General features: G+C 69.6%; 20 protein-coding genes. 7 read left to right on the top strand and 13 right to left on the bottom strand.

Annotated features, from left to right (window positions below; all coding sequences use genetic code 11):
• Positions 1–22: 22 nt before the first annotated feature.
• Positions 23–922: a LysR family transcriptional regulator gene (locus WFH23_RS13005; RefSeq protein WP_336662844.1), complete on the bottom strand. Its 900-nt coding sequence runs from the start codon at positions 920–922 to the stop codon at positions 23–25.
• Between the two features lie 74 nt (positions 923–996).
• On the opposite strand from WFH23_RS13005, the gene WFH23_RS13000 reads away from it, so the two are divergent.
• The 4 genes from WFH23_RS13000 to WFH23_RS12985 all read left to right on the top strand — a co-directional run bounded on the left by WFH23_RS13000 (position 997) and on the right by WFH23_RS12985 (position 5,380).
• Complete coding sequence (locus WFH23_RS13000; protein ID WP_336662843.1) at positions 997–2,511, top strand: aminotransferase class I/II-fold pyridoxal phosphate-dependent enzyme; 1,515 nt, start codon at positions 997–999, stop codon at positions 2,509–2,511.
• A gap of 67 nt (positions 2,512–2,578) precedes the next feature.
• Positions 2,579–4,051, top strand: a complete 1,473-nt coding sequence (locus tag WFH23_RS12995) for an amino acid permease (RefSeq protein ID WP_336662842.1) — start codon at positions 2,579–2,581, stop codon at positions 4,049–4,051.
• 130 nt (positions 4,052–4,181) lie between these two features.
• Positions 4,182–4,829 (top strand): GTP cyclohydrolase II, encoded by a 648-nt coding sequence (locus WFH23_RS12990; RefSeq protein ID WP_336662841.1) that lies wholly within the window; start codon positions 4,182–4,184, stop codon positions 4,827–4,829.
• On the top strand, positions 4,829–5,380 hold the full coding sequence (locus WFH23_RS12985) for a MarR family winged helix-turn-helix transcriptional regulator (protein WP_336662840.1): 552 nt from the start codon (positions 4,829–4,831) through the stop codon (positions 5,378–5,380). Before WFH23_RS12990 ends, WFH23_RS12985 begins: the two co-directional genes overlap by 1 nt.
• Before the next feature lie 43 nt (positions 5,381–5,423).
• Here the strand turns inward: WFH23_RS12985 and WFH23_RS12980 are convergent, their stop codons facing one another.
• A complete protein-coding gene (locus WFH23_RS12980) occupies positions 5,424–6,647 on the bottom strand; it encodes an acyl-CoA dehydrogenase family protein (RefSeq protein ID WP_211648649.1) in 1,224 nt (407 codons plus the stop codon).
• Between the two features lie 171 nt (positions 6,648–6,818).
• On the opposite strand from WFH23_RS12980, the gene WFH23_RS12975 reads away from it, so the two are divergent.
• Positions 6,819–7,493 (top strand): TetR/AcrR family transcriptional regulator, encoded by a 675-nt coding sequence (locus tag WFH23_RS12975; RefSeq protein WP_336662839.1) that lies wholly within the window; start codon positions 6,819–6,821, stop codon positions 7,491–7,493.
• Positions 7,494–7,554: 61 nt separating this feature from the next.
• On the opposite strand, the gene WFH23_RS12970 is transcribed toward WFH23_RS12975, so the two are convergent.
• From WFH23_RS12970 to WFH23_RS12945, 6 genes are all read right to left on the bottom strand, one after another.
• Positions 7,555–8,889 (bottom strand): amidohydrolase, encoded by a 1,335-nt coding sequence (locus WFH23_RS12970; RefSeq protein ID WP_336662838.1) that lies wholly within the window; start codon positions 8,887–8,889, stop codon positions 7,555–7,557.
• 1 nt (position 8,890) lies between these two features.
• Complete coding sequence (locus tag WFH23_RS12965) at positions 8,891–9,538, bottom strand: VOC family protein (RefSeq protein ID WP_336662837.1); 648 nt, start codon at positions 9,536–9,538, stop codon at positions 8,891–8,893.
• 99 nt (positions 9,539–9,637) lie between these two features.
• Positions 9,638–10,264, bottom strand: coding sequence for an MBL fold metallo-hydrolase (locus tag WFH23_RS12960; RefSeq protein ID WP_336662836.1), 627 nt, complete (start codon positions 10,262–10,264; stop codon positions 9,638–9,640).
• Complete coding sequence (locus WFH23_RS12955) at positions 10,264–11,349, bottom strand: S-(hydroxymethyl)mycothiol dehydrogenase (RefSeq protein WP_336662835.1); 1,086 nt, start codon at positions 11,347–11,349, stop codon at positions 10,264–10,266. Before WFH23_RS12955 ends, WFH23_RS12960 begins: the two co-directional genes overlap by 1 nt.
• 106 nt (positions 11,350–11,455) lie before the next feature.
• Positions 11,456–12,739, bottom strand: a complete 1,284-nt coding sequence (locus WFH23_RS12950; protein ID WP_336662834.1) for an ArgE/DapE family deacylase — start codon at positions 12,737–12,739, stop codon at positions 11,456–11,458.
• Positions 12,740–12,898: 159 nt separating this feature from the next.
• The gene (locus WFH23_RS12945; protein WP_336662833.1) at positions 12,899–13,996 is read right to left on the bottom strand and encodes a helix-turn-helix domain-containing protein; all 1,098 of its coding nucleotides are present in this window, start codon (positions 13,994–13,996) and stop codon (positions 12,899–12,901) included.
• Between the two features lie 108 nt (positions 13,997–14,104).
• On the opposite strand from WFH23_RS12945, the gene WFH23_RS12940 reads away from it, so the two are divergent.
• Positions 14,105–15,427, top strand: coding sequence for an aspartate aminotransferase family protein (locus WFH23_RS12940; protein WP_336662831.1), 1,323 nt, complete (start codon positions 14,105–14,107; stop codon positions 15,425–15,427).
• A 15-nt stretch (positions 15,428–15,442) separates the two neighbouring features.
• Here the strand turns inward: WFH23_RS12940 and WFH23_RS12935 are convergent, their stop codons facing one another.
• Positions 15,443–16,483 carry a phosphotransferase gene (locus WFH23_RS12935; protein ID WP_336662830.1) on the bottom strand — a complete coding sequence of 347 codons (1,041 nt, stop codon included), beginning with the start codon at positions 16,481–16,483 and terminating at the stop codon, positions 15,443–15,445.
• A gap of 11 nt (positions 16,484–16,494) precedes the next feature.
• Entirely contained in the window at positions 16,495–18,327 is a 1,833-nt protein-coding gene (locus WFH23_RS12930) for an ABC-F family ATP-binding cassette domain-containing protein (RefSeq protein WP_336662829.1), read from the bottom strand.
• A 113-nt stretch (positions 18,328–18,440) separates the two neighbouring features.
• Between WFH23_RS12930 and WFH23_RS12925 the strand changes: the two genes are divergently transcribed.
• Complete coding sequence (locus WFH23_RS12925; RefSeq protein WP_336662828.1) at positions 18,441–20,306, top strand: lipase family protein; 1,866 nt, start codon at positions 18,441–18,443, stop codon at positions 20,304–20,306.
• A 29-nt stretch (positions 20,307–20,335) separates the two neighbouring features.
• Here the strand turns inward: WFH23_RS12925 and WFH23_RS12920 are convergent, their stop codons facing one another.
• From WFH23_RS12920 to WFH23_RS12910, 3 genes are all read right to left on the bottom strand, one after another.
• Positions 20,336–20,512, bottom strand: coding sequence for a hypothetical protein (locus WFH23_RS12920; protein WP_200331644.1), 177 nt, complete (start codon positions 20,510–20,512; stop codon positions 20,336–20,338).
• Positions 20,513–20,540: 28 nt separating this feature from the next.
• Positions 20,541–21,242, bottom strand: coding sequence for a DsbA family oxidoreductase (locus WFH23_RS12915; RefSeq protein ID WP_090150346.1), 702 nt, complete (start codon positions 21,240–21,242; stop codon positions 20,541–20,543).
• Positions 21,243–21,319: 77 nt separating this feature from the next.
• Positions 21,320–22,246: a 4-(cytidine 5'-diphospho)-2-C-methyl-D-erythritol kinase gene (locus WFH23_RS12910; RefSeq protein ID WP_211648663.1), complete on the bottom strand. Its 927-nt coding sequence runs from the start codon at positions 22,244–22,246 to the stop codon at positions 21,320–21,322.
• Between the last annotated feature and the right edge of the window lie 3 nt (positions 22,247–22,249).

Raw genomic sequence — 22,249 nt, 5'->3', positions numbered from 1 at the left:
GCCGAGAGCGCGATTCGTGCGGCTAGCGCCGTGCGGCGGTGAGCCGCTCGAGGATCTCCCCCAACCACCCGACTGCCGCCGGCATCGGCCCGCGCCGCGTGACGAAGGAGACACGTCGCTCCCCCAGGTCCTGCTTCGCGGGTCGCAGCACGACGTCGAAGTCGGCGTCGACGGCCGCCCGGGTCGTGAGGGCGCAGCCCAGCCCCTCGGCGACGAGTCCGTGGATCATGTACAGGTCGTCCGTGCGCATCAGCTCGCGCATGGGCACGCCGAGCGATTGGTAGACGCGTCGCAGCACCCGGTCGGAGGCTTCATCGTCGCTGCGGCTGCACACCCAGGCGACCTCGGCGAGATCAGCGAAGTCGAGCGCGTCGAGTTCCGCGAGCGGGCTGCGCTTCGCCACGAGCACGCGGTACGGCTCGGAGAACAGCGAGCGCTGCACCAGGTCGGTGCCGACGAATCCCGGCTCGGTCGATACGTGGTAGATGAGCCCGGCATGCACCTCACCCGCACGCACGAGGCCGACGACCTCCGTGGGCTCCGCTTCGATCACCTCGACCCGCACCGAGCTGCGCTGCCGCAGTTCGGCGATCGCCGCGGGGATGAGGCGCGACCCGGTCGACGAGAACGTGCCGACCCTGATGGTCACCGCGCCCGCGTCACGCAATTCGTGCACGGCGCGCTCGGCGCGCTCGATGCGGGTGAGCACCGGGGCGACCTCGCCCGCGAAGAGTTCGCCGAGCTCGGTCAGCCGCGCACCGTTCCGGTCCCGCACGACGAGATCCGCTCCGAGATGCGCCTCGAGCGCGCGCAGGTGGTGCGTCACTGTCGGCACGCCGTACCGAAGTGCATCAGCGGCGCGCGTCAGGCTCCCGTGCTGGCTCACGGCGAGGAGCACTCGGAACTGCTGCAGGGTGATCATCTGATACAGACTATGTCACGCAGTGCGAATACTTGATATTCCGCAGGGGTGCCGCGTTGCCTATGGTGAGGGGCGTGCTCGATACTCTCCGCCGCGTTGACGCGGCCCCCACCGCCGCTGCCGCCCGCCAGCAGGAGACGCCGTACGTCGACGCGCTCCGCTCCCTCGCCCAGCAGGACTGGCAGCGTCTGCACGTGCCAGCGCACCACGGGGTCGTGGAGAACGCCCCCGGTGTCGCAGCGCTCGTCGGCGCCGATGCCATGCGCATCGATTTCCCGGTGCTCTTCAGCGGTGTCGATCAGGAGACCTGGCACCTCACGACCCCTGGCCGCGTCACCCCCCTGATGCGCGCTCAGCAGCTCGCCGCCGAGGCATGGGGAGCCAGCCGCACGTGGTTCGTCACGAACGGCGCATCCGGGGGCAACCATGTGGCGACGACGGTGGCGCGCGGCCTGGGCGTCGAGGTCGTCATGCAGCGGAGCGTGCACTCGAGCGTCATCGACGGCGCGACGCACGTCGGACTCGACCCGCACTTCGTGCAGGGTTCCGTCGACGCCGGGCTCGGCGCCTCGCACGGCGTCACCGCGTCCCAGGTCGCCGAGGCGCTCGCGGAGCACCCGGAGAGCGCATCGGTGTACATCGTGTCGCCGAGCTATTTCGGTGCCGTCGCCGACATCTCCGCCATCGCTCGCGTCGCGCACGACCACGGCGTCCCGCTCATCGTCGATGAGGCGTGGGGGTCCCACTTCGGCATGCACCCCGATCTGCCGGCCAATGCCGCGCGCCTCGGTGCCGACCTCGTGATCTCCAGCACGCACAAAGCGGCGGGATCGCTCACGCAATCCGCGATGCTCCACCTCGGCCACGGTCCGCACGCGCAGGCGCTCGAATCGCTCGTCGATCGCGTGGTCCGCTCCTTCCAGTCGACGTCGAGCAGCGCGCTCCTGCTCGCCTCGCTCGACGAGGCGCGCATGCACATCGCCACACGCCCCGATCTCGTCGGACGCGCGATCGACTCCGCGCAAGCGATCCGCGCGGCCGTGCGCGCCGATCGCCGCTACCGCGATGCGACGCCGGACGTGCTTGCACGACCGGACGCCATCGCGAACGATCCGCTCAAGATCGCCATCGACACCCGCGGCGCCGGGATCACGGGCGGGGATGCGCAGCACCTGCTGTTGCGCGACCACCGCGTCTACTGCGAACTCTCCACCCCCTCAGCGCTGCTCGCACTCGTCGGAGCGACGTCTGCCATCGACGTCGACCGCTTCCTCACCGCGCTGCAAGCGCTTCCCGAGGCCGATGCTGAGCCGGAGCGGCCCATCGCCCTCCCGTCGCAGTGCGAGCGCGCCATGGGTCTGGGCGAAGCCTTCTTCAGCGGCGTCGAGGTCGTCTCGGCGACGGATGCCGTCGGCCGCGTCTCCGCAGATGCGCTCGCGGCGTATCCGCCCGGTGTGCCGAACGTGCTCCCAGGGGAGGTACTCTCTGCTGAGGTCGTTTCCTTCTTGCGCGCCACCTCGGCCAGCCCGGCCGGGTACGTGCGCGGCGCGGCCGATCCCGCGCTCGACACGTTCCGCGTCGTAGCCTGACGGCGATCCAGACCGCTTCCACCCCACCGCATCGAGGATCTCAATGCGGACTGCACACAGGAGTGTCATGACCAGCACCGAAACAGCATCTTCGCAGCATCCAGACGAGGTCCCCCCTGAAGCGCCCGACGGCGGCATGCAGCGCGGCCTGAAGAACCGTCACCTGCAGCTCATCGCCATCGGCGGCTCGATCGGCACCGGGCTCTTCCTCGGTTCGGGCAAACTCATCAGCGTCTCAGGCCCCGCGATCATCTTCGTGTACCTGGTGATCGGGTTCTTCGTCTTCTTCATCATGCGCGCTCTCGGCGAGCTGCTGCTCTCGAACCTGCACTACAAGACCTTCGGCGACATCGCGAAGGACATGCTCGGCCCGTGGGCCGGGTTCTTCGTCTCCTGGAACTACTGGTTCTCCTGGGTGATCGCGTGCGTCGCCGACATCGTCGCGATCACCGCGTACGTGCAGTGGTTCAATCCGAACGTCCCCGCGTGGGTGCCGGCGTTGATCACCGCCGCGGTGCTGACGCTGCTGAATCTGCAACCGGTGAAGTTCTTCGGCGAGACCGAGTTCTGGTTCGCGATCATCAAGATCGTCGCGATTCTCGGGCTCATCGTCGTCGGCATCATTCTCATGGCGACGCAGTTCCAGTCCCCCGACGGCACGACGGCTTCGATCACGAATCTCTGGACGCACGGCGGAATGTTCCCCATGGGCATCAGCGGCTTCGTGCTCGGGTTCCAGATGGGCATCTTCTCGTTCATCGGCGTCGAGCTGGTGGGCACGGCCGCTGCGGAGACCCAGAATCCGCGGAAGACGCTCCCCAAGGCGATCAACTCGATCGTCATTCGCATTCTGATCTTCTACATCGGTGCGCTTGCCGTGATCATGGCGGTCACGCCGTGGGACGAGATCGCGCCTGACAAGAGCCCCTTCGTCGCGACCCTCGCCACCGCCGGATTCGGCCTCGCAGCGGTGGTGATCCAGCTGGTCGTGCTCACCTCGGCCGCCTCGAGTGCCAACTCAGGGCTCTACTCCGGCACGCGAATGCTGTTCGGCCTCGCGAAGGACGGGCACGCACCGTCCAAATTCGCGATGACCGACAGTCGAGGGGTGCCGAAGCGCTCGGTCTTCTTCACCTGCGTCTTCCTCTTCGCGGCGATCCCGCTGCTGTTCGCGGGCGACGGCGTCATCGCGGCCTTCACCTTCGTCTCATCGATGTGCGCGACCCTGATTCTGTTCACATGGGGCTCCATCGTCGTGAGCTACATCGTGTACCGGAAGCGGTACCCGGAGCGGCACGCCTCCTCCGGGTTCAAGATGCCGTTCTCGCGCATCGCGCCGTGGCTCGTGCTCGCGTTCTTCGTCTTCATCGCGGGCACGCTCCTGTACGGCGACGACACCCGGCCCTCGATCCTGGCGGCGCCCGCGTGGTTCGCGATCCTCGCAGTGCTGTGGCAGCTGCGGAAGCGCCGCTTGATTCGCGATGGCCGCCCGCTCACGGGCGCCATTCCGACGGTGCCGCACCCGCTCGACGACGAGTAGGTCGCCGGCGCGGCTCCTGCGCCGCGCGCCTGCGAATGCCCGGGAATAGGACCCCGGCATTCGCGTTGCATCCCACATGGTTGAAATTTCACGCACTCGCGAGGGTGATCGAGCCTCATCCGCTGCGACGGTGCGGACCCAGGTGCGCATCCCCCTCCGGTTTCCCGACGGCTACACCGCAGCAGCCGACGTGTTCACCTTCGACGGGCTCGTCGACGGGAAGGAGCACCTCCTCCTCGCCCTCGGAGAGTGGCAGGGCGCCCTCCCGACGGGTGACGCCGGGCCCGTCAGCGGACCGGCCAGCGCGCCGCCGGCACCGCTCGTGCGATTGCACAGCGAGTGCCTCACCGGTGACGTCTTCGGCTCGGAGCGCTGCGACTGCGGCCCGCAGCTCCGCGAAGCCGTCGAACGCATCGCGGCCGAAGGCGGCTTCCTGCTCTACCTGCGGCAGGAAGGGCGAGGGATCGGGCTCTACGCGAAGCTCGACGCGTACGCGCTGCAAGACGCCGGCCTCGACACCTACGCTGCGAACGTCGCGCTGGGCCGCGGGGAGGATGAGCGCGACTACACGGCCGCTGCCCAGATGCTGAGCGCAGTCGCCGCTGAGCGAATCCGGCTGTTGAGCAACAATCCCGATAAGGCCGAGCAGCTCGGCGCCCTCGGCATCGAGGTCGTCGATCGTGTGGCGACGTCGGTGCACCTCTCCGGCTTCAACCGGAAGTACCTCGAATCCAAGCGCGACCACACGGCGCATACGATCGATCTCTCGGCAGCGTGATGGAGCCGGAGCCGGAAGAACCGGCGGCGAGCGCGGTGGCGACGCCGAAGGATGCGACGGGCCGGGGAGCCGAGCGCGACGATGCTCGACCCGCTCCCGACCGCCGCCTCGGCGACGACGAGATGCGCACCTGGCTCCCCGCCATCAGATTCGCCCAGCTCCTCCCCCAAGCGCTCGACCGAACGTTGCGCGACGGCGCGGGGATCAACCACGCCCATTACGCGATTCTCGTCATGCTCGCCCGTCCGGGAGACGAGCAACCGCCGATGTCCGAGATCGCCCGCCTCGCAGGGCTGAGCCGATCGCGTCTGAGTCACGCCATCGACGCGCTCGTCGCGCGCGGCTGGGTCGCGCGCTCCGCATGCGGCGGCGACGGCCGCACGCGCACGGCGCGGCTCACCGACGACGGTCTCGCCGCGCTTCGCGCCTCCGCTCCCGCCCATGTCGCGCAGATTCGCGAGCTCGTACTCGCCCCGCTCGACACCGCGGAGCGGGAGCATCTCGCCGTGATCCTCGGCAAGCTGCTCCCGGGTATCGAGGCCTCCGTCTAGCTCGCGGCCGCCGCTGAACGTCAGCGCCGCTCGAGGACTGAACTCAGGCGAATGCGGAGATTCCCGTGATGTCGCGACCGATGATGAGCGCCTGCACCGTCTCCGTGCCCTCGTACGTGTGCAGGGCTTCGATGTCGGCGAAGTGGCGAGCGACCCGATTCTCGAGCAGAATGCCGTTGCCGCCGAGCAGGTCGCGAGCGTTCCGCGCCAGATCCCGCGCCGTGCGCGTGGCGGTGTACTTGCCGAGCGAGGCGCCGGGCCCCGACAGCTCACCCCGCTCCTCCGCGCGCGTGAGCTGCATGAGGAGGGACTGCAACGAGGTCACGCCGCTCAGCATCTCGGTGAGCCGGGACTGGACGATCTGCGAGGCGGCGAGCGGCCTTCCGAACTGCACGCGTTGCTTCGCGTAGTGCACGGCCGACTCGTAGACGGCGACGGCGTGCCCGAGCGCGGACCAGGCGACGCCGAGGCGCGTCGCCTGCAGCACGCGTGCCGTGTCCTTGAAGCTGTTCGCGCCCGGCATCCTCGCGCTCGCCGGCACCCGCACACCGTCGAGCTCGATGTGCGCCTGCCAGATTGCGCGCAACGAGACTTTCCCCTCGATCGTCGTCGCCCGATATCCTTCCGCGTCTTGCGGCACCAGGAAGCCCTGCACCTGACCGTCATCGCCTCGGGCCCAGACCACCGACACCTGACCGACGCTGCCCGACCCGATCCACTTCTTGTGCCCCGTGATGACGTACTCGTCTCCGTCCGCTTCGGCGCTCGTCTCCAAGCTGACGGAGTCCGAACCGTGCGTCGGCTCGGTGAGTGCGAACGCTCCGAGCTCGGTGCCCCTCGCGAGCGGTTCGAACCAACGATCGCGCTGCGCTTCGGAGCCGCAGTACGCGATCGAGCGCAGCGCGAGACCGCCCTGCACGCCGACGATCGTCGCGATCGACCCGTCTCCGCGCGCGAGCTCCATCATGGTGAGGCTCGCGGCCAGCAGGCTCTGCTCCGGATAACCCGGAACGTCGATGCCGTCGCGCATGAGGTCGAGTTCGCCGAGGCGAAGCGCGAGATCGAGCGGATACTCGGCCCGATCCCAGATGCCTGCGATGACGGGCCGCACCTCATCCTGCACGAACGCGCGAGCCCGATCCCGGTATGCGAGATCCTCGCTCGAGACGCCGCGGAAGACTCCGGCGACATCGGGATCGAGTGGTTCCCAGAGCGCATATTCGGGCTCCGCGGTCCCCTGGCTGACGACCGGCTTCGAGTTCGGCATGGGTTCCTCCCTGCGACGGCGCGCGCCGACGCGTTCGCCGTCGAGCATGCCTGACACTCGGTGTCAAGTCAAGTCCATTCCCCACGGCGAAGCCCCGACCGGCCCGCGCTCGTAACGCCTTCACGAGTGGAACTCGGTTTCACCGGCTCACCGGTGTGCTAGTTTCTTGGCATGCCACCGCACGGAGCCGGAATGACGCCGGAGAGCTCGACCGCGGCGATCCGCCACCTCGCGGAACGCGGCTACGAAGCGACGACGGCTGAAGCTCTCGCCGCAGCGGTCGGGATGAGCCGGAGCACGTTCTTCCGACGCTTCGGCAGCAAAGACGACGTCATCTTCGCCGACCACGATCACGCGCTCGCCCGTCTCGAGGCCGCCCTCGAGGACACGACCCTCACCCCCGCGGACGCTCTCGTCTCTGCGACAGCCGATGTGCTGCGACTCCTGCTCCGCGATCCAGAGGCCGCACGGCTGCGGTTCGAACTCATGCGCCTCACGCCCGCTCTCCGCGACCGAGAGCTCGTCATCACCCACCGCTATGAACGCGTGTTCACCCGCTACATCCGCGAGGTGCAGCAGCCGGGTGCGCCTGCCTGGGTGGCGTCGACCCTCGGCGCCTCGCTCGTTGCGGCCCACAACGCCGCACTGCGCGCGTGGTTGCGCGGCCGCACCACGGACGCCGCGGCCGCGCTGACCGAGGATCTGCGCGAGCTCACATCGCTCTACCTGCGCTGGTTCACGGCCGATCACGACAGCAGCGAGCGCCGTGTCCTGGTGGCGGTCTACGACGCCACCGGTTCCCCCGATTCCGTACTGACAGCAGTCTCCGAGCAGCTGCGCCGCTAGACCCCCGCGCTTTCGGTGCCGCTCAGCCGCGCGCGCGGCAGCAGCGTCACGACTCCCGGAGTCACGACTCCCAGCGATACCGCCCGCCGCGCGCCGCGAACTCAGCATCGACGGCGGCCCGCAGCGCCCCATCGGCGAGGTAGTCGATCGCCACTGCACCGAGTCCTGCGGCCGCATCGGTCATCGCGGCGAACGCGGATGGCTGCACGGTCTGGTCGGCGAACGCGGCGTGGTGGGGGTGCACCGTCTCCGGACCGCCGATCCCGATCGACGGATGGATGGCGGGGATGAACTGCGTCACGTTTCCCATGTCGGTCGACGGCCCGGCCTGCGCGGCGACCGCGGGTGACGGCGGCGTCTCTCGTCCTCGCTCACCGAGCGCTCCGGCCCAGCGGCGCATCAGCTCGACGCTCGGCTCCAGCGGCAGATACGGCGGTACGGGGTCGACTTCGATCTCCGCGGTCGTGCCGGTGGCGAGCGCTGCCCCGCGCAGCGCATCGACCACGCGGTTCGTGAGCACCCGCAACGTATCGATCTCGCCGGATCTCACGTAGAAGAGCGCTGAGGCCTGCTCCGGCACGACGTTCGGTGCGGCACCGCCGTCGGTGATGATGCCGTGCACGCGGTCGATGGGGAGGATGTGCTGCCGCAGCTGGGCCACCGACTGGTATGCGGATACGACGGCGTCGAGCGCGTTGATTCCGAGCCATGGCTCCCCAGCGGCATGGGCAGCGCGGCCCCGGTACGTCACCGCGATACGGCGCACGCCCGTGGTGCGCTCACCCCAGATCGGGGAGGCCTTCGCACCCGCCGCCGGATGCACCATCGCCGCGGCATGAATCTCATCGAACCCGCCGGCTCGCAGAATGTGCTCTTTGCCGCCGCCGTTCTCCTCCGCCGGAGTCCCGATGAGCGAGAGGGTCGCGCCGAGTTCACGCACGATCGGAGCGGCGCCGAGAAACGCGCCGACGGCGATGCCCGCGATCAGGTTGTGCCCGCAGGCGTGACCGATCCCGGGGAGCGCGTCGTACTCGGCGAGTATCGCGAAGTGCGGCCCGTTCCCGGTGCCCACTTGCGCCCGGAGGGCCGTTTCGAGGCCGTACGCCCCCACTTCGGGCTCGACGCCGTGCTGGATGAGCACAGCGGCGAGCTCCCGCACCGAGCCGTGCTCTGCGAAGCCGATCTCGGGGGCTTCGTAGAGGCGGGTTGCGAGCGTCTCGAGCGCAGGCCTCAGATCGTCGACGGATCGCCCCAGCTTCGTGTGAGCGTCTGCTCCGGCTCCGGCGAACCGCGACGGCTCGTCGCCCGGGGGCGTCTGCGGGGTTCTCGAACGTCGCTGGTACTCGAGGTACACCTCTTGCGCATGGTTCGCGCCACCGCTGCGGGGGGCGGGCATGTCAGCAGGTCACGAGCGCGCCGTCGGCGCGCTGCAGCTCGAGTCGATACCCCGGGCGAGGTCCGGTGATGGTCTCGGCGGCACCGTCGCCCAGGCCGAGCGCCGCGAGCGCAGTGTCGACCGCCAGAGGGTCCGGCTCCTCACGGACGAAGGAGACGAGTTCGATCGTCGGCAGCTCTCCCGTTCCGGGCTGCGCCGTCGTTCCCCAATCGATCAGGAATGGCACGTCGAGGCGGTGCATCGCCGCTCCGGTGAGGCGCCATTCGAGCAGCTCTCCCGCGGGGGTGCGCCGGGAGAGCTCCCAGACGTCACCGGGATCGAACCCGCTCGCCCGGGCAGCGGCGACCGTCGCGTCGATGTCGTGCGGGTGCACGGCGTAGGCCTGCACGCGAGGCTCGTCGAGAGTGTCGATCGCGAACGTCGTCGGGAGCGCAGCGATCTCGCGATCCGGATCAGGGCCGATGAGTTCGATGTACTGCGGGCCTCGCTGCTCTCCCACCGTGAGCGCAACGAGGGCATTCGCGGTGCCGGTGGGGTGCGCCCCTCCGCGTTCGGCGGTGACCCCCGTCCGGTCAGCGAACCACTCGATGAGTGCGTCGAGATCGGGGCCGGCGATGACGATGTGGTCGAGAAGACGCGGGATGCTCATGTCGAGAGTTCATCACACCGCGGCCGCGCGCGTGACGTCCGCCGTCATACGACGTCACGCGCGCGGCATCGCGAGTCCGCGGATCTGCTCGCCGTGCTGTTAGTGCCCGCGCGCGATCCACTCGTCGACGTGCGGGGCCTCATCGCCGATCGTCGTCGTGTCTCCGTGTCCGGTGTGCACCACGGTCTCAGCCGGAAGGGTGAGCAGCTTTCCGCGGATCGACTCGATGATCAACGGGAAATCACTGAAGGAGCGACCGGTCGCACCGGGTCCGCCCTGGAACAAGGTGTCCCCGGTGAACACCGCGTCGAGCTGGGGCGCGGTGAACGAGGTCGAGCCGGGCGAGTGCCCGGGCGTGTGCAGCGCCGTCAGCTCGACGCCCGCCACCGAGAACACATCGCCGTCCGCGATCTCCGCATCGGGGGCCGAGTCGTACACGGTCTCCCACAGCATTGCGTCGGCTGGATGCAGGTGCAACGGCGCCTGGAGTCGATCGGCCGTCTCGCGTGCCGCACGGATGTGGTCGTCGTGCCCGTGGGTGAGCAGGATCGCGACGGTGCGGCGCTCGCCGACGGCTTCCGCCACCGCTTCGGCGCTGTGAGCGGGATCGATGACGATCACTTCGGAGTCGTCGCCGACGATCCAGACGTTGTTGTCGACGTCCCACGTGCCGCCGTCCAGCGAGAACGTGCCGCTCGTGACCAGTCGTTCGATACGCGCGGCCATCAGAGCACCACCACCGAGCGCAGCACGGTGCCCTCGTGCATCCGGTCGAATGCGGCCTCGACGTCGCCCAGGCCGATGCGCTCGGTCACGAACCCTTCGAGATCGAGACGCCCGAGCTTGTACTGATCGATGAGCATCGAGAAATCTCGGCTCGGCAGGCAGTCGCCGTACCACGACGACTTCAGCGATCCGCCCCGCCCGAAGACGTCGAGCAGCGGCAGTTCCAGCTGCATCTCGGGCGTCGGTACGCCGACGAGTACGACGCGGCCAGCGAGATCGCGAGCGTAGAACGCCTGCGTGTACGTCTCAGGGCGGCCCACAGCATCGATCACCACGTCGGCGCCGAACCCCTCCGTCAGCGCGCGAATCGCTTCGACCGGATCCTCGGAGCGCGAATTCACGGTGTGCGTCGCCCCGAAGCGCTTCGCCTGCTCGAGCTTCGCGTCGTCGATGTCAACGGCGATGATCGTGGTCGCTCCCGCCAGCTGCGCGCCGGCGATCGCCGCAGTGCCCACGCCGCCGCAGCCGATGACCGCGACCGACTCGCCGCGCTGCACGCCGCCGGTGTTGATCGCCGCACCGATGCCCGCCATGACGCCGCAGCCGAGCAGTCCGACTGCGGCGGCATCCGATTCCTCGTCGATCTTCGTGCACTGGCCGGCGGCGACGAGGGTCTTCTCGATGAACGCTCCGATGCCGAGTGCTGGTGAGAGCTCCGTGCCGTCCTCGAGCGTCATCTTCTGCTTCGCGTTGTGCGTGTCGAAGCAGTACTGCGGCTGCCCCTTCGCGCAGGCGCGGCACTGCCCGCAGACCGCGCGCCAGTTGAGGATCACGCGATCCCCCACTGCGACCTCGGTCACGCCCTCGCCGACAGCCGCGACGCGACCCGTCGCCTCGTGGCCGAGGAGGAACGGGAACTCGTCGTTGATGCCGCCCAGCTTGTAGTGCAGGTCGGTGTGGCAGACGCCGCTCGTGAGAATGTCGACGACGGCCTCACCCGGGCCCGGGTCCGGCACGATCACCGTTTCGATGGTGACCGGGGCGTTCTTCTCTCGAACGACAACGCCTTGCACTCGATACGCCATGGGGTTCCTTTCACGGATCTCTGCAGCTTGCGCGCCCGCGCGCTCGGTGCACGTGCGGGCTCTGCATCCAGGCTATCGAGTACCGTCGACACGCGCCCCTCCCGGCTCAATCGATTTCTTCGACCCCGCACCATTCGGCGATGAAGAGCGCCATCGACTGCGTGCAACGGCGAATCGACTCGATGCTGACGCGCTCGTCGAACCCGTGGATGTTCTCGGATACCGGCCCGTACACGAGCGTCGGCGTGTTGCCGTAGTTCACGAACACGCGACCATCGAGGTAGCCCGGCGTGGTGAAACTGGTGAGCTCGCGCCCGAACGCGGCCCGGTGCGTCCGCTCGAGCACCGCCTCGGCGTCGCTGCCCGGTTCGAGCACGTAGCCCTCAGCGTAGAACCCGTCGGGCGTCACCTCGACGTCGAACGGGCGGCGATCCTCGGCGCCCGACGCGGCCGCACGCACGCACTGCTCGACCGCGGCGTGCGCATCCGCGGCGGCCATGCCGGGGTACAGCGCCACGCGAAGCCTCAGTTCGCACCACGCCGGAACGCTCGACGGCCAGTCTCCGCCTCGGATGCCGCCGATGTTGAAGTTGATCGGGTGATCGAGATCCTCGAAGTACCGGTGCTGTGACTGCTCGGCATTCCATTCCTGCTCCAGCCCGCGAAGCGCCTCGATCACCTCGTAGGCCGCGTCGATGGCGTTGAAGCCGTTCGCCATCTCACGCGGATGGGTCGGCTCGCCGCTCACCCGAATGGTGCACCACAGGACGCCGACGTTCGCGCGGACGAGCGCGTCCTCCTCGGGTTCCGAGATGATGACGGCGTCGGCTTCGTAGCCGCGCAGCAGTGCGGCGAGCGAACCGTTGCCGGTGCACTCCTCCTCGACGACCGATTGCAGGTGCACGCGGGCGGTCGGCGCCAGGCCGGCGCGGCGCAGCGCATCGAACGCGAACAGATTCGCGATGAGCCCGGCCTTCATGTCACCGGCGCCGCGACCGTACATCCATCCGTCGCGCACCTCGGCGTCCCACGGCGAGCGCGACCACTGCGCTTCCGGCCCCTCCGGCACGACGTCGATGTGACCGTTCAGAATCAGCGATCGGCCAGCCTCTCGCGCCGGCGTGTAGGTTCCGACCACGTTCGTCATCCCCGAGTAGTCGACGGTGGACGGCCCGTACCCGGGATGCGATTCGAGTTCGGGCGAACCGATCGTCCAGCGGTCGATGTCGAGGCCGAGCGCGGCCATGCGCCCCTCGATGAGGTCTTGCGCGGCTTCCTCGTCCGCGCGCAACGATGGCGCGGAGACCAGGTCGGCGGTCGCGCGCACCTGCTCGTCGAATGCGGCGTCGACGGCGTCGAGGATGCGCTGGGTCTGCGTGGTCGAGATCATGGGGCCTCCGGGTCCGGTGTGCTCGCCGGCGGCGCGCAGGTCACCGGCCGCGGGTCATTCCGCATGCTCCGAGGCTATGGCCAGAAGCGCCGCCGATCCGTGTCGGATCGCCTCCGCTTGCCGTCGCTTCGTGTGCATTCGGACACCCGTCTCACCCCCTCAGAGGTCGAGGATCACCATCGCGATCGCGGCATCGCGCGGCACGGTGACGTCGAGGCCGCTGAGGTCCTGGAAGACGCGCAACCGCTTGAGCACGGTGTTGCGGTGGAAGAAGAGCTCCTCAGCCGTGCGCTGCATCGAACCCGTGCGGATGAACGCGCGCAGCGTCACCGCGAGGCGCTCCCGCTCTGCATCGGGAAGCGCGTCGAAGGCTCCGGTCAGTTCGTGCATGAATCCGTCGACCCGCTCGAGCATCGTCTCGCGAGCGATCGAGGCGAAGCCGTCGCGCAGTCGGAAGACCGCTCCGTCGTCAGCGCGCTCGGCGAGGTCGATCGCGATGGTCGCCGCTCGCCCGACGCGGTCGAGACCGCCCACGCGCGAGAGGTAGCCGCCGCAGAGGGCAGGATCGGCGTCGACCCAGTCGATGGGCCCGCGTCGTGGACGCAGCAGTACGGTCGTGCCCCCGTCGTCGACGTACTGGCCGCCGCTCTCGAGCACCTCCCGCGCCAACCGGTCCCCGTCGCGCGTCGTGGCGAGCATCTCGTATTCGACCGACGATGAGAGTCGCAGCAGGTGCGCGATCGCCACCAGTTCGTCGCCGTCGGCCTGCCCGGAGAACAGTCTCGATCGCGCCCGTTCCTTCGCCGTTCGCCGCTGCTGCGTCATCGAGTCCGATTCCTCGAGGAACGAGCGCTGCACCTCCGTCGCGTAGCGTTCGACGACGTCGAGCACGAGCTCGCCGTGGGCCAGCAGCGCGTCGGTGAGGTCGGGCTGGGCCGCCCGTTCGAGCCCTCGCCAGAGCACTCGGAAGTTGATGCGCACCGCTTCCATGAAGCGCTCGACGCGCACCCCCTGCCGCGCGCGGCGTCGCCCGAGCGCCTCGGCGAAGTCCGACGGCGCCTCCGCCCCGGCCTCAGCGGCGAGGCGCGAGGCGAACAGCGCGAACGCGTTCCGCGCGGTGCGCTCGATATCCTCTGCCGCGACCGCGTCGCCGACGTACCCCTCGTGCGTGCTCAGCTCCATCAAGAAGTCGTCGAGCAGCCTCGGCGTGTCCGCGCGCACGCGATCGATGAGCTGGAGCCAACGCGGATCGTGCATGACTCCATTGTGCGGCAGAGTGGTGCGCTGCGGAGTACTGGATCGTTCACGGGCGCGGGATACAGTGGGGCGGGGGCCGCTGCCGGACGGCCGGCGAGGAGGGACACGATGAGCGTCGCACGCGAAATGCACATGGCCAACAGCTTCGACCCGGGACGCGCGGCCGATCTCTCGCCAGCGGACGCGCAGCTCATCGCGCGGCGAACCCGCGCGATGGGCGCCGCCTACCGGCTCTTCTACGACCGGCCGGTGCACTTCGTGCGTGGCGAGGGCGTGTGGCTCTACGACGCCGAGGGCGACGCGTTCCTCGACGCGTACAACAATGTGCCGGTGGTCGGTCACGCGAACCCGATCGTGCAGCAGCGCGTGGCTGCCCAGCTCGGCAGAGTCAACACGCACACCCGCTATCTGGGCGACGAGGTCGTCGCCTATGCCGAACGCGTCACCGGGCTCCTGGGGCACGGTCTCGAGCAGGCCGTCTTCGTCTGCACCGGCAGCGAGGCCGTCGACCTCGCGCTGCGCGTCGCCCGGCACGTGACGGGCCGCCGGGGCATCATCGCGACGGCGCACGCCTATCACGGCACGACCGCGGCGGCGGCGGCCATCTCACCGAGCCTCGGCCCGAACAATCCGATACCCAACGATGTCGAACTCATCGCAGCGCCCGATCTCGCCCGGGAGTCCCCCGACCGGGCTGCGGCCGCGCTCGCCGTGCGCGTGCGCGAGGCGGCGGATGCGCTGCGATCGCGCGGCCACGAGCCTGCCGGGCTCATCGTCGACTCGATTCTCTCGAGCGACGGACTGCAGGGAACGGCGCCCGGATTGCTGCGCGGCGCGGCGACGGAGATCCGCGCGCAGGGCGGCCTCTACATCGCGGACGAGGTGCAGACCGGGTTCGGGCGCACCGGCGCCTGGTGGGGCTTTCCGCAGCACGAGGTCACACCCGACCTCGTCGTCGCCGGCAAGCCCATGGGCAACGGCCTGCCCATCGCCGCACTCTTCTCCCGCCCCGAGCTCCTCGACCGCTTCGGCGCCGACATGCGGTTCTTCAACACGTTCGGCGGCAATCACGTGAGCGTCGCCGCTGGCCAGGCCGTGCTCGACGAGATCACCGAGCGAGACCTGATCGCGCGTGCGGCGACGCTCGGCGCACGCATGCTCTCAGAGCTGCGAGGGATCGCTCTGGCCAATGACAGCATCGGCGCCGTGCGCGGCTCCGGCTTGTTCTTCGCGCTCGAGGTGGTGGACGACGAGGGCGTGGCGGATCCGACTCTCGCAGCCGCCGTGGTCAATCGCATGCGCGCTGATCGCGTGCTCATCAGCGCATCGGGGCCGCAGGCCAACGTGCTCAAGATTCGGCCTCCGCTCGTCTTCGGCGACGAGCACGCCCCTCGGCTGCTGGAGTCGCTCGCGGGCGCGCTCTCGCGCTAGTCCGCCCCGTCCGTCTCAGCGCTCCGGGAGGGGCTCTGCGGCGAAGCGCGCTGCGGCCTCCGCGGGTGCGACGCGGAGCAGCTGCTCGAGCGCCGGCCAGGTGGCGGCCATGCGCGCCTCGGCGTAGGCGCGGTTGCCCTCACGGCCCCGGTGCGTCCACGTGCTCGCGTTCACCGCGAGTCGGGCGACGGCGAGCGGGTACAGCACCTCGATCTCCTCAGCCGTGAGCGAGCAGTGCGCGACGTAGCCCGACACGACATCGGCGAAGGCCGCGAACGCGTCGCCTTGGCGCAGCGCCGCATAGGCCGCCGCAACGGCGAGCTCGGCGATCCGCACGGTCGCGACGGCATCGTTGAAGTCGACGATGCCCATGATGCTGACGGCGCCGTCCTGACGCCGCTCCGCGAGCAGATTGAAGTCGTGGAGGTCCTGGTGCACGACGGCTCGCGGGAGCGTCGAGAGCTTCGGCTCGATGACGTCGAATCGGCGGAGGACTTCCTCCAGCAGCGCCCGTCGTGCCGGGTCGATGACCGCATCCCAGGTGCTTCTGATCGAATCGCCCGCGCGGTCAGCCATCCAGTGGTGCAGATTCTGGCCGTCGTGTCGTTCCGCGAGCGAGTGAAGACTGCGCGGAACCTCGGCGGCGAGCGCTCCGAGACTCCGGCGATATGCCGCGTCGGTGCCGCCGAGTTCGGCGACGCTGGTGCCGGCGACCCAGCTCGTCACCCGCGCACGAAGCGCGCGGCCGTCCCTTGCGACGAACGGCTTCGCGACCGACCCGTCTGCAGCGCGCTGCAAGACCGGGGTCGCGACCGGGAGGGGGCGCTCCTCGAGCTGTTCGAGCACGGCGTTCTGCCACGCGAAGGTCGCCTCGTCGAGAGGCGTGGGTGAGAGGCGCACGAATCGGGCGCCCCCGTCCGCAAGGGTCGCTCGATAATTGATGTCGAGTTCGCCGCCGAGCCGCTGCCAGTGCACCGCCTCGACGTCGAAGTGCTCATCGAGCACTGCGGCGAGCGCGCGCTCGTCAGCGGCCGTGAGCGGATCGAGAACGTGCATCGAGGAGCCGCCTACTCCAGCGCGCCCGACAGCTCCAGCCACCGTTCCTCGAGGGCCGCGACCTCGTCTTCGATCGCGGTGATCTTCGTCATCTCGGCGTTGAGCTTCGTGTAGTCGCCCTGATCCATCGCCGCGAGGCCGGTGCGCGCCTGCGCGGCATCGCGCTGCAACCGCTCCATCTTGCGCTCGACGGCCGACAACTCCTTCTCTGCGGCACGCCGCTCCGCGCCCCCGAGCGCCGGCTTGCGTGCGGCTCCGGCCGCCTGCGACGCGGTGCTCCCCGTCGATTGCGATGCCGATCCGGACGACGACGCCGCCGACCCCGACTGCTCCCGACTGCGCAGTTCGAGGTACTGGTCGACACCGCCCGGCAGGTGCCGAAGGTGCCGGTCGAGAATGGCGTACTGCTGATCGGTGACGCGCTCCAGGAAGTACCGGTCGTGCGACACCACGATGAGGGTGCCCGGCCAGGAGTCGAGCAGATCCTCCATGGCGGCCAGCATGTCGGTGTCGAGGTCGTTCGTCGGCTCGTCGAGGATCAGCACGTTGGGCTGGTTGAGCAGGATCAGCAGGAGCTGCAGTCGGCGCTTCTGCCCACCGGAGAGATCCTTCACGGGCGTCGACAGCTGCGCGCTCGTGAAGCCCATGCGCTCGAGCAGCTGACCCGGCGTGAGATCCTGTGCCTTCGATCCGCTGCCGACGGTGAAGCTCGTGCGCAGGCCGTCGATCACCTTGCGCACCGGATCCTGGAGATGCTCCTCGAGCTCGTCGAGACGCTGGGTGAGGGTCGCCACCTGCACGGTCTTGCCGCGCTTGACGCGCCCGGACGTCGGCTCGACGGTGCCGGAGATCAGGCCGAGCAGCGTCGATTTGCCCGCTCCGTTCACGCCGAGTATTCCCGTGCGCTCACCCGGGGCGAGCAACCAGTCGACGTCCTCGATGATCACCCTGCCGTCGTAGGCGACTCCCGCTTCGACGAGGTTGACGACCTCTTTCCCGAGACGGGCGACGGCCATCGACTGCAGCGACACGCGGTCCCGGATCTCGGGAACGTCTGCGATCAGCTCGTTCGCCGCGTCGATGCGGAACTTGGGCTTCGACGTGCGAGCAGGCGCACCGCGGCGCAGCCAGGCGAGCTCCTTGCGCGCGAGATTCTGCCGCTTCTGCTCGATGGTCGCCGCCTGCCGGTCCCGCTCGACGCGCTGCAGGATGTACGCGGCGTACCCGCCCTCGAACGGTTCGACGATGCGATCGTGCACCTCCCAGGTCATATTGCAGACCTCATCGAGGAACCACCGATCGTGCGTGACGACGAGCAGGGCGCCCTGGCCCTTCGGCCAGCGGCGCTGCAGGTGATTCGCGAGCCAGGCGATGCCCTCGACGTCGAGGTGGTTCGTCGGCTCGTCGAGGAAGACGATGTCGTACTGCTGCACGAGCAGCCGCGCGAGCGCCACCCGTCGGCGCTGACCGCCGGAGAGCGCGTCGAGCGGAGCCTCCCAGTCGAGGTCCGAGATGAGGCCGGCGATCACCTCGCGCGCTTGCGGGTCGCTCGCCCACTCGTACTCCTCGCGGTCGCCGACGACCGTACGGCCCACCGTCTGGCCCGCCTCGAACACGTCGGCTTGATCGAGCACGCCGATCGTCGTCCCGCCGCGCAGCGTCACTTTGCCGCCGTCGGGCTCGCGCCGACCGGCCAGCATCATCAGCAGGCTCGACTTGCCGTCGCCATTGCGCCCGACAATGCCGATGCGGTCCCCTTCGGCCACGCCGAGCGTGACCGAGTCGAACACGGTCTTGGTCGGTACTTCGAGGTGCAGGGCCTCGGCTCCCAGTAAATGCGCCATATGTTTCCCAGCGTAGTCGTGCCGCAGGAGTCTCACTACACTGGCGATGTCGCGGTCGCGCGATGGATCGAGTCAGACCCGCTCCTCGCGGATCCAGCCAGGGAAGGCCACCGGTGACATCCAGGTTCTCACGCACCGCGTCGCAAGTGCTGTTCGGTGCTGCTGCCGTCGCGCTGGGAGCGGCGCTGATCTTCGCTCCCGTCACCGTGCACGGCATCGCGATCATCACGGGGCTCGGGCTCATCAGCGTCGGGGCGGGGTCGTTCTTCCGCCCCTCGCCCGCGGTCGGAGGACCCGAGGGCGCGCCGCGGATCCCTTCGCTCACGCGACTGGTCGGCGGTGCGCTCGTCGCGCTCGGCGCGCTGATGGCGCTCTGGCCCGACGCGGGTGCGCCCTGGCTCGCGTTCCTCGTCGGCGCCGCGCTCGTCGTGCACGGCGCGCTCGCGCTGTGGAACGCGATCACCGGCCGCGATGGGTGGCACGCCGACGCCCGCGCCGCGTCGGCGATCATGGGTGCGGCGACGATCGTGCTCGGCGTCGTCGCCTTCTCCTGGCCGGTGCTGACGCTGACAGTCTTCAGGCTCGGACTCGCACTGTGGCTGGTCGCGGTCGGCCTGCACGCCATCTGGGATGCAGTGGTGCGGCTGCGATCCGCCCGAGTCGGAGGTGCGCTCGAGGTCGGCGCGCCGGTTCGCGATGCATCATCCCGCACCGGTGCGCGGCCCTCGCGACTGCGTCGATGGGCCAGAACCGTGGGCGCCGTCGCGTCGCTCGCAGCCGCCGCGCTGCTCGCCTGGGGCAGCGGCACCGTGCTCGGAGGGTCGCCGATGCCCCAGCCTGGCGCGTTCTACTCGCCGCCTGCGGACGTACCGGGCGCCCCGGGTCAGCTGCTGCGCTCCGAGCCGCTCGACTCCGGGGTGCCCGAGGGCGCGCGAGCCTGGAAGATCCTGTACACGACCACGCACCCCGACGGCACGCCCGCCGTCTCGAGCGGCACCGTGCTCGCCCCGGTCGAGCCGACGAAACGTCCGCTGCCCCTGCTCAGCATCGCTCACGGTACGACGGGCGTCGTAGCGCAGTGCGCGCCCTCCATGAGTGCCGCGCCGTTCTCGGACGGAGCCGGTACCGCTCTCGCCGAGATGGTCGCGCAGCACGGCTGGGTCGCCGTCACGTCCGACTACGTCGGGCTCGGCACCCGCGGCGTGCACCCCTACCTCGTCGGAGACGCGGAGGCCCGGAATGTGCTCGACGCCTCGCGAGCCGTGCAGCAGCTCGACGCCGTCACGACGACCACGGAGACGGTCGTCTGGGGACATTCGCAGGGCGGGCAGGGCGCGCTCTGGACCGGGCAGATCGCCGAGGACTACGCGCCGGAGCTCACCGTGCGCGGGGTCGCGGCCTTCGCGCCGGCAGCCGACCTGTTCGGGCTCGCCGAGGTCGACAAGAACGACGCCGCCGGCAAGACCGTCTCCGCGTACATCGCGACGACATGGGCGCGGCTGTACCCCGACCTCGATCTGAAATCGCAGCTCACGCCGGGATCACAGGGCCCGGTCGAGCACATCCGCTCTCTGTGCTTCAACGGCAGCGACGTGCTCGCGGCGATCCTGCGGGGGTCGCAGATCCCGAATCAGATCTTCCCCGACCGCCTGCTGAACGGCGAGTTCGGCGATCGCCTGAAGGCGCAGACGCCTGTCGGCCCGTTCCCCGCCCCGGTACTCGTCGCCCAGGGTCGGGCGGATCCGCTCGTCCGCCCGGAGATGCAGCGCGACTGGGTCGAGGCGCGTTGCACGGACGGCGTCGACATCGACTACCGCACGTTCCCCGGCCTCAGTCACAACACCCTGGTGGCGGCGGACTCGCCGCTCACTCCGCAGATCGTGCAGTGGACGCTCGACCGCTGGGAAGGCAAGCCGGCGACCCCGAACTGCGACGACCTTCCGGCCTCGACGCCCGATGCGGAGCAGACGCCCGGGTAGCAGGCCTCAGAAGCCCGCGCCTCATCGCTCTAGGCCGCGCAGCACGACCCGCCGCAGCAAGATCCGCCCGACTCGCTGTCGCCCAGCAGGTTCAGGATCTCTCGCGTCTCGGCGTCGGCGAACGATGCGGCGCCTTCGAGGCCCGTCTCCGATCCGACCGACGGTGCGTCTCCTGCGGTGGTCTCGGTGCGGTGCTGTTCAGTCATCTTGTGCTCCTTCTGAATGTGGACGAGTCTAGACCGTGCCGGCCGGCGCATCGCCACGCTGGAACCCGAGCACCTGGTCGAAGACGTTCGCGAACGCCTCTGCTGATTGCGCGCCCGAGACCCCGTACTGCCCGTCGAGCAGGAAGAACGGAACGCCGGTGATGCCGAGCTGCCGCGCGCGCACGATGTCGCGCTGCACCGCCTCGCCGTACGCCTCGTCATCGAGCGCTGCCCGCACCTCATCGGCGTCGAGCCCCGCCTCGGCGCCGAGCCGCGCGAGCGCATCGGCGTCGGACATGTTCTCGCCCTCCGCGAAGTACGCGCGGAACAGACGCTCCTGCACCTCCGCCTGCACGCCGCGATCCCGTGCGAGGTGCAGTACTCGGTGGGCGCGCTGCGTGTTCGCGTGCTTGACGTCTGGGAACCGGAACTCGACATCCTCGGTGGCGCCGAGCTCGGTCATTTGCCCGAGCATCTGCTCGACCTGCGCTGCAGGCATGCCCTTGTGCCGCACCAGGAAGTCGATCTCGCTGCCGGAGAAGTCCAACGGGGTGTCGGGCGCGAGTTCGAAGCTGTGGCTCTCGACCTCGACTGCGACGCCGGGGTGCTGCTCGCGGAACGCGCGCACCGCGGCATCGAAGCGGTGCTTGCCGAGATAGCACCAGGGGCAGGCGATGTCGGACCAGATATCGACGCGGATCGTCTCGCCCGCTGGCAGTGTTTCATTCACACACGGTGCAGCGCCGAGCGGGTCGCGCGTATTCCCGGGGAGGATCAGCAGGATGTCGAGCGTCGCGGCGATCCCGCTCAGATGACGCGCGCGCCGGGCACGGGCCCCGACACGATGAGCGCCCGGAAGCCGCGCCGGCCGAGCACCGCACGCACTTCGGCCGCCTCCTGCGGCGTGCCGACGAGGAACGCGATGGTCGGGCCGGATCCGGACACGATTCCCGCCAGGGCGCCCCGCGACTCCCCCAGTTCGAGGATCTCGGTGAGCTCAGGGGCGAGCTTGAGCGCCGCGACCTGCAGATCGTTGTGCATCGCGTCCGCGAGGGAGTCGGCATCGCCGACGCGCACCGCCTGCAGCACAGCCGTCTCCACTTTCACGAGATCGGGTTGCGGGCCGAGTGCGCTGGCGTGACGGTCGCGGTGCTCGTCGAGCGTCCGGTACACGACCGGCGTGCTGAGTCCCGAGTCGGAGAGCGCGAGCACCCAGTGGAAGTCGCCCTTCGCGAGGGCCGGACTGAGTTCATCGCCTCGTCCGGTGCCGACGGCGGTGCCGCCTTCGAGCGCGAACGGCACGTCCGCTCCCAGTTCAGCGGCGAGCGGGAGGAGGCCTGCGCGGCCGAGGCCCGTGCCCCACAGTTCGTCGCAGGCGACGAGCGTGGCAGCCGCATCGGCGGAGCCGCCGCCCATGCCGCCGGCGATGGGCACGCGCTTGAGCACGGTGAGCGCGACGCCGCCCGCGTATCCCGTGCGCTGCGCCAAGAGCTTCGCCGCCGCGATCGCGAGATTCGAATCGTCTCGCGGGAGCCCGGAGGCGTCGACGGGGCCGACGAACTGGATCGAGAAGTCGTCGGCGGCGACGGCGGTGACCTCTTCGAAGAGCGACACGGCCTGGTAGAGCGAGGCCACGTCGTGGTACCCGTCGTGCTGCAGCGCGCCCACGCGGAAGAACACGTTGATCTTCCCTGGCGCGCGCACCGTGACCGGGCCCCCTCGGCTCCTACCCATGGT

The sequence above is a fragment of the Leucobacter sp. USHLN154 genome, assembly GCF_037145595.1.
In the GTDB taxonomy this organism is placed as follows: Bacteria; Actinomycetota; Actinomycetes; order Actinomycetales; family Microbacteriaceae; genus Leucobacter; species Leucobacter alluvii.
This window is presented reverse-complemented; position numbering and strand designations above follow the sequence as displayed.